The organism is Streptococcus sp. Marseille-Q5986 (assembly GCF_946902915.1).
GTDB lineage: Bacteria > Bacillota > Bacilli > Lactobacillales > Streptococcaceae > Streptococcus.
This window is the reverse complement of record NZ_CAMPPY010000001.1, coordinates 614,302-629,487: the sequence shown is the minus strand read 5'-3', so window position 1 is coordinate 629,487 and position 15,186 is coordinate 614,302. Positions and strand designations below refer to the sequence as shown.

Here is a 15,186-nt window from a genome sequence, read left to right as displayed (position 1 = left end):
TTTAAAAGGAAAAAGAGAAAGTTTACGAAAACTTCTCTTTAAAAATGTTTTGTTTTTCTGTTTTTATCTCAATTTACATTTATATCCAATTAGATTTCCAAGAATCGACGCATGGAAATCCCTGAACCAATTGAACCAATGAAAATTCCGATTACAAATAGTAGAACTGTCATCAAAGGGACAAACACATCTGGTGTAATCATCGATAAGTTTTGACCTACCAAGGATTTATTGATCGATTGATAAACCATATTGTAAATAAAGAATACAAGGACTGAAGGAATCGCTGCACCAAGCAAGCCAATAAAAGCACCTTCTAGCAAGAATGGACCACGGATATAACCATTTCTCGCTCCAACAAGACGCATAATCTGAATCTCACGACTACGTGAAATAATGGTGATACGAATGGTATTGGAAATAAGGAAGACTGCGATAAAAATCAATAACCCTGCAATAATCAATCCCCAAACACGGATAAAGGAAGCCAGTTCGAAAAGTCGTTGAGTGTTGGCTCCACCATCTTGAACTTCTGACACTCCCTCAATTTTCTTAGCTTCGTCAGCTACCGTTTTAACATCACTCGGAGAATTTGTATCAACGATATAGGCATCATAGAGAGGGTTTGCATCCCCTTCAAAGACCTTCCAATCGTCACCCATTGTTTCCGTCAGTTTCTCGTATTGTTCTTCTTTACTTGAAAAGGTAACACTCTTAACAGCAGGCATCGCCTTTAAAGCATCATAGACCTTGTGGTAGTCATTATTGGTAACTGTCTGACCTTCTTTTACAATCGTCTCACTATTATCAGCTACGTCCTTACGAATGTATACCATTACTCGGACATTATTTTCAATATCTGTAGCTAGTTTCGCTGTATTGAAAATAACAGAAACAAATATTGCCACCAAGGTCAAAGTAATCATGACTGAGCTGACAGCAGCCACTGTCATCCAACCATTTCGTTTCAAGCTTTTTAACGATTCAAATAAATGGCGAAAAAATCTACTAATCATCGTATCCGTACTCTCCTTTTGATTCGTCACGAACAACACGGCCATTTTCAATGGCAATGACACGGTGGCGCAAGGTATTTACAATCTGGCTATTATGAGTCGCCATCAAAATAGTTGTCCCTTGAAGATTGATGCGTTCCAAGAGATTCATAATTTCCCATGAATTATCTGGATCCAAGTTTCCTGTTGGTTCATCAGCAATCAATACTTTAGGATTGTTGACAATCGCACGGGCAATCGCAATCCGTTGCTGTTCTCCACCTGAGAGTTCATTCGGGAAAGAACGAACCTTGTGTTTCAAACCCACTAGGTCCAAGACTTCCATAACCCGTTTCTTAATATTGCGGCGGTTCTCTCCGATAACTTCCATTGCGTAGGCAATATTCTCATAAACCGTTTTCTTTGGCAAGAGTTTGTAATCTTGAAAGACAACCCCAACACTACGACGTAGAAGCGGGATATCTTTCTTCTTGATTTTAACCAAATTAAAGCCTGCAACTGTTAGGCTCCCTTTTTCAATCTTTACTTCTCGATATAAAGATCGAATAAAGGTTGACTTCCCTGCTCCTGAAGGTCCTACGATGTAGGCAAATTCTCCTGGTTCAATGGTGACAGAAACACCACGCAGGGCAGTCGTTCCATTGTCATACTTTTTGACAACATCTCTCATTTCAATGATTGACATATGAGTTCCTTTCTATCTTAGCTAATTCGCCACTTGAGGTAGGCATCGATGAAACCATCAAGATCTCCATCCATGACCTTATCTACTTGGGAAACTTCAAAGCTTGTACGGTGATCTTTTACCATAGTATAAGGTGTGAAGACATAAGAACGGATCTGACTTCCCCATGTGATTTCTTTTTTCTCACCTTTGAGGGAATCGACTTCCGCAGCTTTCTTTTCTTGCTCCATCTGATAGAGTTTAGCCTGCAACATCTTCATGGCACGATCTCTATTTCCATACTGGGTACGATCAACCGTTGACTGGACGACAGTTCCCGTAGGAATGTGTGTCAAACGCACACCTGTTGAAACTTTATTGACGTTTTGTCCACCGGCACCACCTGAACGGAAGGTATCCATCTTGATGTCATCTTCCCGGATTTCCACTTCAATAGTATCATCCAATTCTGGCATCACTTCCACAGATGTGAAAGAGGTATGGCGACGTTTGGCAGAGTCGAACGGCGAAATTCGCACCAAGCGGTGCACACCCATTTCTGACTTGAGAAGGCCATAGGCATTAGGTCCTTCGAATGATAAGGTTACTGACTTAATACCAGCTTCATCACCTGCTTGGTAATCCAATACTTCCACTTTAAAGCCTTTAGCATTACCATAACGAGTATACATACGAAGCAACATATCGCCCCAGTCCTGCGCCTCTGTACCACCAGACCCTGGATGAATTTCCAGAATCGCATTATTATGGTCATAAGGTTCTGACAAGAGTAGAGTCATCTCATAGCTGGTCATCATCTTATCAAGTTCGGCTAACTGCGTTACCAGTTCTTCATTCACTGACTCGTCTTCTGCTAAAAAGTCCAATAAAATCTCAACTTCATCCTGCAACTCTTCCATTTTACGGAAGATGTTGTAGGTGTTTTTTAATTCATTTAATTCTTGCGACGTTTTTTGGGCCGCGATATTATCGTTCCAAAAATCAGGTTCTGTCATCTTGTTTTCCAAGATGGCAATCTCTTCCTCTAAACCTTCGAGGTCAAAGAGACCTCCTAAAAGAAGCTAATTTTTCACGATTTGCATCAATTTTTTGACGAATTTCTGAAATGTCCATAGATACTCCTTTTCATATCATTTTATTATACCATAATCTCTCATTTCTTTCCATATTTTGCCTTTCACCACTTTTTGTGTCAAAAAAATAGAGACCCGAAAGTCTCTGGTTTAAAAGACTTTAGAAGAGGTATGAGTGATTTCCTCCACTTGAATTCCTTCTTTTTCAAACTTATCCTTTAATGAAGTCAAATCGATTTTTCCATCAATTTGCACTTCGATGACGACCTTCCCATCCTTACGTGGAATGTTAACTGTATGCGAGATATTTAGATTTTCTTCTACGATTAAAGCTACAATTTTCCCCAGCACACCGACTTCATTTTCTGTGATAAAACGAACGCGGATTCCCTCTTCTCCGTATCCGGCAATTTCCAAGAAGGCCAGAAAGACATCGCGATCTGTGATTACACCATAAACTTGATGGTTGTCTACGACTGGTAATATCCCAATTTTATTTTTCAGCATCAGATAGGTCGCATCTTCTAGACTAGCATAGCCAGAAACAGTCACGACATCTCGAATCATTACATCTTTTACTTTAGTTTTATTCAAAAGATAATTCATCTCATAGATAGAGAGACTGGTTGCTTTAGATGGGCTGGCTTCCGCAATGGTTCCTTCTGTTACCAATCCGACTAATTGATCATTTTCGATAACAGGTAAACGGTGCAAGCCTTGCTCGCGCATCAAATCTGCTGCGTGTGCTACAGTCGTATCTGGACTGATATAAACTACCTTACGGGTCATGAAATCTTTAACTGCCATGGGACTTCTCCTTCTATATTGCTACTTTTATTATACATTTTCTTAGAAAATCTATCAAACGCTTTCATCTCTTTTTCAAAATTTTGTAACATTCAATCACAAAAAAAGAGAGAAATAGCCTTCTCTCTTAAACTGAAATCGTAACAGAATCTCTATCCTTAATCATATAGCGTTTTAAAGGAGTTAAGCTAGCTAGCCAGTACAATAGACCACCAAAGATTGCAGTAAAACCACTACCGGTTGTGAGCAGAAACATAGGACTCTGGATATGCTTTGTTATAGGGTTGTAAACAAATAGTACTGCAACTAACAAAGAGATGATTACACAAGATAATCCTACCAGATTAAAGCCATTTGTAAACTCATAGGCATCATGTCCTTCAAGGAAATAGGCTGAACGCAAATCGAGTTTTCGTTTTCTTAAGATAAAGTAGTCAACAACAATCATTCCGATAATGGGGCCTTGAATATAGGCAGCCAGCGAGATGAAGGAACCGAAGTATTCATCCACTCCTCCCCAAATAGTAAGCAGGCTCACATAAACCATCGCAATCCAAACCATTAGTTTATAGCTTACTTTGGGCATCCCACTTTTTACAATCATACAATTCACGTACGATCCTGTACCCTGGGTTCCAATATTAGCAAAAGCTACCAGTAATAAACTTAAAAGGGCAAAGGCTGGTGTGCTCAGAGTTGAAAGCATGGTTGTTGGATCACTTTCATAAACACCTGTTTTGACAAACATGGCTAGAGCCATCACCCCACCTATCGCAGCAAAGAATGGCGCAACAACCCCGTATGACAAGGCTGTAGCCCAATAGCCACTACGTTCTGATTTTGCCAAACGTGGTAAGACAAATGCTTGTGTAGACCAAGAAAAGGCTACAGCCACATTTCCTTCCCCTGACATCATAAAACGTTCAATAGGTGTTAAATTTTCTTGAATGGCAGGTTGGACATTCATAATATCCCTAATCGGAACCGCAACAAAACAGATTCCAACGATGATTAGCCCAACAAATAACAAGGCTACCACTAGAAAGCGATTAGTTCCTTTAATCACCTCTGGGCCCCCAAGAGCAATCAGCGTCCCAAGGAAAACACAGAGGGTGCCTAGAATCGGTGCCCATATTCCCTTGTCTAAACCAAGTCCAAAATTATTTGCCAAATGAATCATGGAGCTGGCAAAAAGATTGGCGGTAACGGCGTACCAACCAAAATTTGCCAGACTAATCACGGTTGATAGAACGGCCACCCCTTTTCTACCTAGAACGGCTCTCAACCAAATCCATAAATCAATTCCATATTTAACAGCAAACAAAATTGGAAGACATTCAATAAAGACCCAGATAATATTGAAACTAAAAATATTAATCAACATTTGATTAAAGGTCAAATATTGAGCCACATAAGTCCCTTGGGTATAACACCAAGTTGCGATGGCAAAACCACTTGTCGATAGGAAAAGATCCCAAAAAGAGTATTGGCGATCCTTGTTGGTCATAGGAACGATTCCCGTTATGGTCTCCTGTTGAATGAAGTCATTCATCTTGGACATTTTATTGAATACCTCCTGTCATGGCCAGGATAATCAGGATAAAATTAATTAGAACTAGGACGATAACTATAGTAAAATCACTTTTTAGAAATGGCTGGACAAACACATAGTTTGGTGATTCCATTTCTTCTAGCCTTATTTTCGTTTCATTTGCTATTAATTCTTCAATTTCAGATGTCGGCTTCATCTCAATTCTTCTCCAAATATAAATCTAATGCAAGTTTTCCATACTGTTTGGTATAACGATACCAGATGTAGAGAAATTCACCTACTAGTTTTCCAACGCTTTCTTGGAACAGGGCCCACAAAAACCAATAATATGAAGTCACTGATATATAAGCAAAATAGTGGCGTTTGGTTTTCTTATCTGGAACTTCTTGTAAATAGATTTCCAGTACCTTTTCAACTTCTTCCACTGTATAATTCGAACATCCAATAAAGGTTCCTAAATCTCCTGCTGAATCTCCCATACCAGAATATTCCCAATCAATCAAGCTCATTTCCCCAGCTTCATTCAACAAGAAATTTGGGCTATAAGAATCTCCGTGACAGAGAACCTTTTTCGTCTGTTCTTCCTGTAGAAACTGTTCGAGGACTGAGATATTCTTATCCAACTCTTCAAGTCCATCAAATTCAAAACGATTGCTGGCTTTTAATTTTTGTCTAAAATCATCAATTCCATCAAATTGATTAAAGGAATGATTCGTTTTTTCTCCAGATTGGTGCAAGCGTCTCAAGAGCTCCATTGCTTTTGCTACATCATCCCAATTATCATAATCTAGTTGCTTAGCATTAGGGACAAATTCTGAAATTTTCCAGCCCTCATCCTTGTTCATGGCAACAAAGGTACGGTCAATCTCCAATTTTGCAGCAATTTCCATGGAAGCTGCCTCGCTAGCACGATCGATATAATTTTCCGTTCCTCTACCTGGATGACGGTAAACATATTTCTTCCCTAGGCAGTCAAATGAAAACGAAGTGTTGGTTAAACCGTCTTTTAGGGGTTTAATATTGACAATATCTGAAGCTATACATCCTAATGTCTTACAGATGTTATCAATGATTCCCGAATTAGTATTCACCAAATAGTGTTCATCAAACTGACGCAACTCATCTAGTGAATCAAACTCCTTAACAATGTCTGCTGAATAATGCCGAGCTTCCAAAGGAAGCTCCTTGACGTGACGACTATAATAATCTTCCCAGAGCTGTTCGCGATATGGTTCGTGCTTAAATTCAGTTTCTAAAATATCTACGAACTTTTCACTAAATGCACGATCAAAATAAACGTGCCCCACCATAGCCCAAGTATTAGTTCCACCGATTTGAATGTCGATAATCGTATGATTGGAATCTTCCTTAGAGCAGTATTCGTCTGTGTCCCCTTCTAAAAATATTGTAGAATAGTAACCTCTGTAAATGTATCGTTCAAACGGATTTTCTACAAAATAATTATCCGAAGAGCAAATATAAGTGTTAGAAAGTTGATCTCGAACTAGCATGAGAGAAGAACAGTTATTGTACTTGTAGTAATCATTATTCACAACAATTTTAACGCCAAACTTTTCTGCCAGATAGAACATTTTTTCTTGCAGATAGCCTACGATAACGGTAATGTCCTCTATCCCAGCTTCTTGCAACTGCTTGATTTCTCTCTCAATCAAACGCTCACCTTTAACTTGGAGAAGTCCTTTGGGTAGCTCATAGGACAAAGGAGCAAAGCGGCTACTCATACCTGCAGCCATGATAATGGCATTCTTCACCTGATACGGAGTTAAAGCCTTCTCACCTAAGTCAGTTAAGTGATTTTCCTCACTGATCCACTTCTCTTCTTTACATTCCTTGAGAAGATTATTTACTGTCCCCAAAGCGATATCTAGCTGTTCAGCCAATTGTCTCTGAGTAAAGTTTTCATATTTGTGAGTCAACAAAAAACGTAAAAGTTTAAATTGTTTTTCTGATAGCATATCCTCAGCCTCTTTCGTTCAATATTTTTGTTTATTTAATTATATGATGAACACATGCTTTTGTCAAGTTAGATTCTATATTAAGAAAATGGGTGCTCAAATCAGGTGCATCAAAATAGGGAGCAAACGAAGAAAGAGCCCCAAATTGGAGCTCTTCAAACTCATCTATAAAATAATATACTGGATTAGATGATTGCTTCACAATCTCCATCCACCGACTAAAAAGGTCCCCGGACTATTAATGATGATTACTTCGTAATCTCCATCTACCGACTAAAACAATCCACTGGATTGTTTTAGCCACCTAGATATGCTTTTCTGACTTCTTCTGATGAGGCGAGTTCTTTTCCTGTTCCTGATAGGACAATCTTTCCTGTTTCAAGGACATAACCACGGTCAGAGATAGCGAGGGCCTTGTTAGCGTTCTGTTCAATTAGGAGAACTGTTGTCCCTTGCTTCTGAATATCTTGAATGATATCAAAAATTTCTTGGATAAAGATAGGGGCAAGTCCCATTGACGGTTCATCCAAGAGAAGGAGCTTAGGTGTAGACATGAGAGCGCGTCCCATAGCCAGCATCTGCTGTTCACCGCCTGAAAGAGTTGCCGCATCTTGGTTTTTACGCTCTTCAAGACGTGGGAAGCGTGAGAAAACTTTTTTCAAGTTGGCTTGATTTTCTTCACGATTTTTCTTTAAAAAGGCTCCCATTTCCAAATTTTCCATAACAGTCAAACCTGGGAAAACATGGCGTCCCTCAGGGACTTGTGAAAGACCTCCTGCTACGATTTTTTGCGCTGGTAACTTTTGAATTTCTTTTCCTAAAAACTGAATTTTACCAGCACTTGGACGAACCAAACCTGAAAGGGTACGAAGAATAGTTGTTTTACCAGCACCATTGGCACCGATAAGGGAAACAACTTCTCCTTCATTAACCTCGAAACTCACATCACGAACTGCTTGGATCATACCGTAATGTACAGAGAGGTTTTCAACTTTTAACATGGGCATTAGGCTTCACCTCCTAGATAAGCTTCGATAACGCGTTTATTGATCTTAATTTCGTCAGGAGTTCCCTGAGCAATCAAGCGACCATATTCCAGAACATAGATACACTCAGTGACTTCCATAACCAAATTCATGTCATGTTCGATGAGCATGATGGTAATTTTAAATTCATCTTTGATACGGCGAATCAGTTCTGTCAATTCAGCTGTTTCCTGTGGGTTCATACCTGCTGCTGGTTCATCTAAGAAGAGAATTTTAGGCTCCGTAGCAAGGGCACGAACAATTTCCAAACGACGTTGTTGTCCGTAGGCGAGGTTTTTAGCAAGAGTCTCTGCATCACCATCTAAATCAAAGATTTTCAGCAATTCCAAAGCTTTGGCCTTTAATTCTTTTTCACTCTTGTAAAAAGCTGGTAAGCGTAAGAAACTAGCAAAAACATGTTGTTTGTGATGGTTGCCAAAAGCAATTAAAACATTATCCAAAACTGTTAAATCTTTAAAGAGACGGATATTTTGGAAAGTACGTCCAAGCCCTAAAGAGGCAATCTTATAAGGTGACTTTCCATTCAAAAGGTGACCATCTAAAGTAACTGTTCCCTCACTTGGTTCATAAACACCCGTCAAGAGGTTGAAAAGCGTGGTTTTCCCAGCTCCGTTTGGACCGATTAGTCCAACCAATTCCCCTTCGTTCAATTCAAGAGTCACATCTCCAACAGCTGTTAGACCGCCAAAATGTTTAGTTAACTGTTTTACTTCAAGTAATGCCATTAGTTTTGTCCCTCCTTCTTAGATTTTTTAAAGAAACGTGATAGACTCAATTCCCATGTTCCAAGGAGTCCACCTGGTCTGAAAATCATGACCAATACAAGAGCCAAGGCGTAGATAATCATACGCACGCTAGCTACATCTTGAAGGAGCATATTTAAAATTCCCAAAACAATCGCTGAAACGATGGTACCAGTAATAGATCCAAGTCCACCAAAGACAACAATAATCAATACGTTGATTGAGTTGATGAAGGTGTAGTCTTTCGGTACAACAGAGCCGATAAATCCTGCCTGAAGTGATCCTGCAATACTTGCAGTAATGGCACCAAAGACAAAAGCGATAATTTTAATCTTAGTCGTATTAACCCCAACTGACTCAGCAGCAATTTCATCCTCACGAACGGAGAGGGTTGAACGACCAATTGGACTACGCAAGAAGTTCAAGGTTGCAATGGTTGTAATCACGACAAAGAAGTAAACCATTTGCCAAGTTGTAAAGTTAGGAATTCCCAAGATACCTGCCGCACCATTTGTAAGGCTTCCACCATTGATGATAAAGATACGGATAATTTCAGATACACCGAGAGTTGCTACCGCAAGATAGTCCCCCTTCAAGCGCAAGGTTGGAATTCCGACAAGTAAGGCAACTGCTCCTGAAAGCAAAGCCCCTGCAAGCATAGCTCCAAAGAAGGCACCGTAGGTTGGTGATTTAGAACCAATAATAGCTGCTGCGTAGGCACCAATCGCCATGAAACCAGCATGACCAAGTGAAAATTGACCTGAAAAACCAACGATTAAGTTAAGGCCAACAGCCAAAATAATATTAATTCCAATTTGTTGTAAAATTTGTACATAGAATAGATTGAGTACTCCGACTGAAACCAATACACTAATCAAGCCATAGCCAGCTAACAAAAGGAGTAACCATAGAATATTAACTTTTAAATTTTCTTTCATCGTTTACACCTTCTCTTTCACATTTTTACCAAGGATACCAGCTGGGCGGACAATCAAGATCAACAACAAGATTCCATAAACAATGGCATCACGGAAGTCTGACATCCCAAAGGCTGTCGCAAAGGTTTCCAATAGACCAATTACAAATCCACCAAGCGCCGCACCAGGAATGATTCCGATACCACCAAGTACTGCAGCAACGAAAGACTTAAGACCTGGAGTAACTCCCATCAAAGGCTCAAGAGAGTTATAATAAAGGGCAATCAGAACACCAGCCGCACCCGCAAGAGCAGAACCCAAAGCGAAGGTAAAGCTGATAGTACGGTTCACATTGATCCCCATCAATTGGGCTGCATCGCTATCTACGGATACTGCACGCATGGCTTTCCCCATTTTTGTTTTTTGGACGATTAATTGCAATAAAACCATCAAGAATACAGAAACTGCTAAAATCATCAATTGAACATTTGTCAAGCTAATTGGTCCCAAATCATAGCGAACTGTTTGAATCGCTTGAGGGAAGGCACGGGTATTGGCACCAACCAGATAGACCATTCCATACTCCAGCAGGAAAGAAACCCCAATAGCTGTAATCAAAACAGCAATACGAGTAGAGTGGCGCAAAGGTCGGTAAGCAAGGAACTCAATCACGACACCAAGAATGGCTGTCGCTAGCATAGCTACAATAAGCGCTACAAAGAAATTCATTTGGAAAGAATTAATCAAGAAATAACCGATAAAGGCTCCCATCATATAAATATCACCGTGGGCGAAGTTGATGAGCTTGATAATTCCGTAAACCATGGTATATCCTAGGGCTAACAGCGCATAAACACTACCTAGAATCAAACCATTTACTAGTTGTTGGAGCATAAGATTCACTCTTTCTATTTATAATTTCGAGGGTTTTCCCTCACTTTTTGATAGGTTCTTATACTCAATGAAAATCAAAGAGCAAACTAGGAAACTAGCCGCAGGTTGCTCAAAGCACTGCTTTGAGGTTGTAGATAAGACTGACGAAGTCAGTCACATATATAATCCAAGGCGACATTGACGCGGTTTGAAGAGATTTTCGAAGAGTATTAAACATCGAAACAGGGAGTGAGTCAAAGGCTCATTCCCTATTTCAACATTTTCTATTATGGTTTTACAACTTCTGCTGCTTCAACCTTACCATTGTTCATGGTCATCATGTAAGCAGTTTTGACTGTGTTGTGGTCTGCATCGAAGCTTGTTTGACCAGTTACACCTTCAAAATCTTTGGTTTTAGCAAGGTTATCCTTGATTTCACCTGAATTTTTAGCACCTTTTGCTGCATTTGCTACAAGGTGAACTGAATCATAAGCCAAGGCTGCAAATGTTGAAGGCTCTTCATTGTACTTAGCACGGTAAGCGTCAAGGAAGGCTTTAGCTTTAGCTGAAACTTCTACAGTAGTTGAGAAGCCTGAGATAAAGTAGATGTTTGATGCTTTTTCAGCAGTTGCTTGTTGTACAAACTCCTCACCGTTGAATCCATCACCACCAACGATTGGTTTGTCAATTCCCATACCACGGGCTTGGTTTACAATCTTACCAGCCTCATTATAGTAACCAGGAACAACGATTGCATCAAAGTCTTTTCCTTTCATTTTTGTAAGTGCTGCTTGGAAGTCTGTGTCACCTGCTACGAAAGTTTCATCCGCTACAATCTCACCCTTGTAGGCTTCGCGGAAAGATTTAGCAATACCTTTAGCATAGTCACTAGCATTGTCAGTATAAAGAACAACTTTCTTAGCTTGCAATTTTTCAGAAACATAGTTTGAGATAATTTTTCCTTGGAAGCTATCTTGGAAAGTTCCGATAAAGAGGTAATCTTGACCTTTAGTCAATCCATCTTGAGTCGCACTTGGTGAGATCAATGGAACACCTGCTTTGGTAGCGTTCGCTACCGCAGCTGCAGTCGCACCAGATGTCGCAGGTCCTACGACTGCTGATACTTTAGATTGGGTTACAAGGTTAGTTGTTACTGAAGCCGCCTCAGCTGTTTCGGACTTATTATCTTTATCGACTACTTCGATTTGTTTTCCATCGATACCACCTGCAGCATTGATTTCATCAACGGCCAATTGGGCACCTTTTTGTTCAGCTGTTCCGTAGGCTGCTAAAGAACCTGATTCTTCGAAGTTAAATCCGATTTTGATTGTCTTTTCATCTACTGAGTTACCAGCAGCGTTTGACGCTCCAGACTTCACTTCTCCACAGGCTGCAAGAAGTGCTACACTTGCAAGCGCCACAAACGATAGGGCAAATTTTTTCTTCATCTTTTTGTCTCCTTATTTCTTAAATAAATGGCATATTAAGAATATACCGAATTATCAGAAAATTGTCAACCTTTTTCCACTTTTTTTAAATAATAACGCTTTCTTCGTTTCGATAAAGATTGCCAACAAAGGGAGTTTCCAGCTCTTGGATATGACAAACTCTGACTTTTTTTATAAACTTTTCCTTGCCCAAGCGCCCGACCAATTGCTCCACTTCTTGAGTTGGAACATAAAGCTGTAAGTAACGATGTTTCTTGGAATGATAGGTAATATCTCCATAATCCTGCAGTTTTTTGGCATCCCGATTATAGTAAAGATAGATAATCAAGCCAGATCGATTGACTTTTTCAAACATGATAAATCCTCTTTCTAAGAAATCTCTCCCCATTATACCAAAAAAAGCAAACCCAGTCGAGTTTGCCTTCTTTCATCATTAATTCAATGAATTGTTGGCCATGATTTCATCAATAAAGCCATATTCAAGTGTTTCTTGGGCACTCATCCAGTTATCACGTTCTGCATCTGCATGGACTTTTTCGATTGACTGACCTGAATTTTCAGCCAAGATTTTTTCCAAGGTGTTACGAGTTTTAAGCAAGTGTTCTGCAGCGATTGCCATATCAGTTTGTTGGGTACCACCACCTGTACCACCCATTGGTTGGTGGATCATATACTCTGCATTTGGAAGCATGAAGCGTTTTCCTTTTGCTCCACTTGATGCAATGACCGTCCCCATAGATGCGGCCATTCCCATAACGATGGTTTGGACATCTGCCTTAATAAAGTTCATGGTATCAACGATTGCCAAACCAGCTGAAACGGAACCACCAGGTGTATTGACATAAAGGTAAATATCTTTTGTACTATCCTGGGCATCCAAGAAAAGTAACTGGGCAATAACGGAGTTGGCCATATTGTCTTCAACTGGACCTGTCAGCATAATGATGCGGTCTTTGAGAAGACGTGAGTAAATATCGTAAGAACGTTCTCCACGGCTTGTTTGTTCAATAACTACAGGAATCATTCATTTCTCCTTTTGAATTTTAATTTTGTTGGTCATACGACTCAATACAGAACTATTATATCTTTTTGGTCAAAAAAGGTCAAATTTTTGCTCTATTCTCTAAACAGAAACAAAAATTCAACCTCCTTTCAAGTCAAAAACGAACTCTCAGTTCCATTATTTACTTTGGGATTTTATTTGGTACCGAACAAGCGGTCTCCAGCATCTCCAAGACCTGGAACGATATAACCGTGTTCATTCAAGCGTTCATCCAAGGCTGCAGTAAAGATTTCTACATCAGGGTGAGCTTCTTGAAGAGCTTTCACTCCTTCTGGAGCAGATACCAGGCAGACAAACTTGATATTGGATGCGCCACGTTTTTTAAGCGAATCTACTGCCAAGATTGCTGAACCACCTGTTGCCAACATTGGGTCTACCACAAAAATTTGACGTTGGTCAATATCTTCAGGCAATTTCACCAAGTACTCAACTGGTTGAAGTGTTTCTTCATCACGGTACATACCGATATGACCAACTTTAGCAGCTGGAACCAAGCTCAAGAGCCCATCAACCATCCCGATACCTGCACGCAAGATTGGAACGATGGCCAATTTCTTACCTGCCAATTGTTTTTGAACTGTTTTTGTGATTGGTGTTTCGATTTCCACATCTTCTAGTGGAAGATCACGAAGTACTTCATACCCCATCAACATTGCAATCTCATCTACTAGCTCACGAAAAGCTTTTGTAGAAGTATCTGTACGACGCAAGATTGACAATTTGTGTTGAATCAGTGGATGATTAATAACTTCAATTTTTCCCATTTTTGGAATTCCTTCTTTCAATTTATTCTTCTTATTATACCAAAAAACGGTTTAAAAATCTTTCTAAACCATTTATTTTTGATAATTTTTACATTAGATCTGCCTCTTTAAGAGCGGACTGTACTGTCTCAAGTGGTAAATGGGTCAATTCTGTCCCTTTTTCTTGATAAAGGTATTGGGCATAGTCATCCATTCGGTACTGGTTGATATAAACCACGCGCTTGCAACCGACCTGCAGCAATTGTTTTGTACAGTTGAGACAAGGAAAATGGGTCACATAGGCTGTAAAGCCTTTGGGAACACCTCGTTCTGCACCTTGAAGGATAGCATTGACCTCAGCGTGAAGGGTACGAACACAGTGACCTTCAATGACCAGACATTCGTGATCGATACAGTGCTCCGTTCCTGATACGGAACCATTGTAGCCTGTTGAAATGACCTTATTATCCTTGACTAGGACAGCCCCCACTTTGGCACGTTTACAGGTTGAACGATTAGCAATCAGTAGGGCTTGAGCCGCAAAATACTCATCCCAGGCTAGTCTTTTTTCAGTCATATCTCTTCTCCTTTTTCTCTATTTTTTAAAAAATGGTAACCGTAAATCCGCTATCTTTTCAGCAGGTACCTTCATGCCATCCTTGATCCATTTTAGAAGGACAGAGACGATGGCCGAGCTCCAAAAGGAATGAAGATAAGAGCTGACACCTTTTGATTTTCCATGGTATTTTTCCAGAAACTCCTGCATGGCTTGGACAAAGATTTTTTCCAGATGGTAATCCAAGGCCAGTTGAATCACTCTGGCTTCCTTTCTTGCTTCTCGGAAAAGGTGAACCCAGACTAGATAAAGGTCTGTCTTTAAATCATAATGATGCAACTGTTCCATAATATTGTGAACAGTTCGTTTAAAGACGCTCTCTAAAATCTCCTCTTTGGAATCATAATTACGGTAAAAGGCTGCACGCGAAACGCCAGCACGCTTAACCAATTCAGAAATACTAATCTTGGTCAGGTCCTTTTTTTCCAAGAGTTGCAAGAGAGCTGTTTCAATGGCTTCTCTGGTTAATAAATTGGATTCTTGGTTTGATTTTCTGAGATTTTCAAGAGACTTTTCAGAGATTCTACGTTCAGACATAACAATTTCTTTCTACTTGTGACAACAGAGAGGTGGTGCTTTTGTTTCAAGGTCTTTCATGATATAATTGTAAAAAAAGGCAGAACCTTTG

General features: G+C 39.8%; 17 protein-coding genes. All 17 read right to left on the bottom strand.

What is annotated here, in order from left to right:
• Positions 1–89 precede the first annotated feature (89 nt).
• Positions 90–1,016, bottom strand: coding sequence for a permease-like cell division protein FtsX (gene ftsX / locus OVN21_RS03330; RefSeq protein WP_267247263.1), 927 nt, complete (start codon positions 1,014–1,016; stop codon positions 90–92).
• Entirely contained in the window at positions 1,009–1,701 is a 693-nt protein-coding gene (ftsE, locus tag OVN21_RS03325; RefSeq protein WP_267247262.1) for a cell division ATP-binding protein FtsE, read from the bottom strand. The genes ftsX and ftsE overlap by 8 nt, the downstream gene beginning before the upstream one ends.
• Before the next feature lie 17 nt (positions 1,702–1,718).
• Positions 1,719–2,814, bottom strand: a protein-coding gene (prfB, locus tag OVN21_RS03320; protein ID WP_267247261.1) for a peptide chain release factor 2 whose coding sequence is annotated in 2 segments (ribosomal slippage) — positions 1,719–2,741 and positions 2,743–2,814 — 1,095 coding nt in all. Because the reading frame shifts where the segments join, the coding sequence is not laid out codon by codon here.
• 110 nt (positions 2,815–2,924) lie between these two features.
• Complete coding sequence (locus OVN21_RS03315; protein WP_267247260.1) at positions 2,925–3,581, bottom strand: CBS domain-containing protein; 657 nt, start codon at positions 3,579–3,581, stop codon at positions 2,925–2,927.
• Between the two features lie 127 nt (positions 3,582–3,708).
• On the bottom strand, positions 3,709–5,142 hold the full coding sequence (locus OVN21_RS03310; RefSeq protein ID WP_267247259.1) for a cytosine permease: 1,434 nt from the start codon (positions 5,140–5,142) through the stop codon (positions 3,709–3,711).
• 1 nt (position 5,143) lies between these two features.
• Positions 5,144–5,329 (bottom strand): hypothetical protein, encoded by a 186-nt coding sequence (locus OVN21_RS03305; RefSeq protein ID WP_267247258.1) that lies wholly within the window; start codon positions 5,327–5,329, stop codon positions 5,144–5,146.
• A gap of 1 nt (position 5,330) precedes the next feature.
• Entirely contained in the window at positions 5,331–7,109 is a 1,779-nt protein-coding gene (locus OVN21_RS03300; protein WP_267247257.1) for a phosphotransferase, read from the bottom strand.
• A 296-nt stretch (positions 7,110–7,405) separates the two neighbouring features.
• Positions 7,406–8,116 carry an ABC transporter ATP-binding protein gene (locus OVN21_RS03295; protein ID WP_033584957.1) on the bottom strand — a complete coding sequence of 237 codons (711 nt, stop codon included), beginning with the start codon at positions 8,114–8,116 and terminating at the stop codon, positions 7,406–7,408.
• Positions 8,116–8,880, bottom strand: a complete 765-nt coding sequence (locus OVN21_RS03290; protein ID WP_267247256.1) for an ABC transporter ATP-binding protein — start codon at positions 8,878–8,880, stop codon at positions 8,116–8,118. Before OVN21_RS03290 ends, OVN21_RS03295 begins: the two co-directional genes overlap by 1 nt.
• A complete protein-coding gene (locus OVN21_RS03285) occupies positions 8,880–9,836 on the bottom strand; it encodes a branched-chain amino acid ABC transporter permease (RefSeq protein WP_267247255.1) in 957 nt (318 codons plus the stop codon). Before OVN21_RS03285 ends, OVN21_RS03290 begins: the two co-directional genes overlap by 1 nt.
• Before the next feature lie 3 nt (positions 9,837–9,839).
• Positions 9,840–10,709 (bottom strand): branched-chain amino acid ABC transporter permease, encoded by an 870-nt coding sequence (locus tag OVN21_RS03280; protein ID WP_267247254.1) that lies wholly within the window; start codon positions 10,707–10,709, stop codon positions 9,840–9,842.
• 266 nt (positions 10,710–10,975) lie between these two features.
• On the bottom strand, positions 10,976–12,136 hold the full coding sequence (locus OVN21_RS03275) for an ABC transporter substrate-binding protein (RefSeq protein WP_267247253.1): 1,161 nt from the start codon (positions 12,134–12,136) through the stop codon (positions 10,976–10,978).
• 85 nt (positions 12,137–12,221) lie between these two features.
• Positions 12,222–12,491: a YlbG family protein gene (locus OVN21_RS03270; protein ID WP_267247252.1), complete on the bottom strand. Its 270-nt coding sequence runs from the start codon at positions 12,489–12,491 to the stop codon at positions 12,222–12,224.
• Between the two features lie 78 nt (positions 12,492–12,569).
• The gene (gene clpP, locus OVN21_RS03265) at positions 12,570–13,160 is read right to left on the bottom strand and encodes an ATP-dependent Clp protease proteolytic subunit ClpP (RefSeq protein ID WP_000613475.1); all 591 of its coding nucleotides are present in this window, start codon (positions 13,158–13,160) and stop codon (positions 12,570–12,572) included.
• Between the two features lie 173 nt (positions 13,161–13,333).
• Entirely contained in the window at positions 13,334–13,963 is a 630-nt protein-coding gene (upp, locus tag OVN21_RS03260) for a uracil phosphoribosyltransferase (RefSeq protein WP_000515974.1), read from the bottom strand.
• An 88-nt stretch (positions 13,964–14,051) separates the two neighbouring features.
• Positions 14,052–14,519 carry a deoxycytidylate deaminase gene (locus tag OVN21_RS03255; RefSeq protein ID WP_267247251.1) on the bottom strand — a complete coding sequence of 156 codons (468 nt, stop codon included), beginning with the start codon at positions 14,517–14,519 and terminating at the stop codon, positions 14,052–14,054.
• 18 nt (positions 14,520–14,537) lie between these two features.
• On the bottom strand, positions 14,538–15,095 hold the full coding sequence (locus OVN21_RS03250; protein WP_000004136.1) for a TetR/AcrR family transcriptional regulator: 558 nt from the start codon (positions 15,093–15,095) through the stop codon (positions 14,538–14,540).
• Between the last annotated feature and the right edge of the window lie 91 nt (positions 15,096–15,186).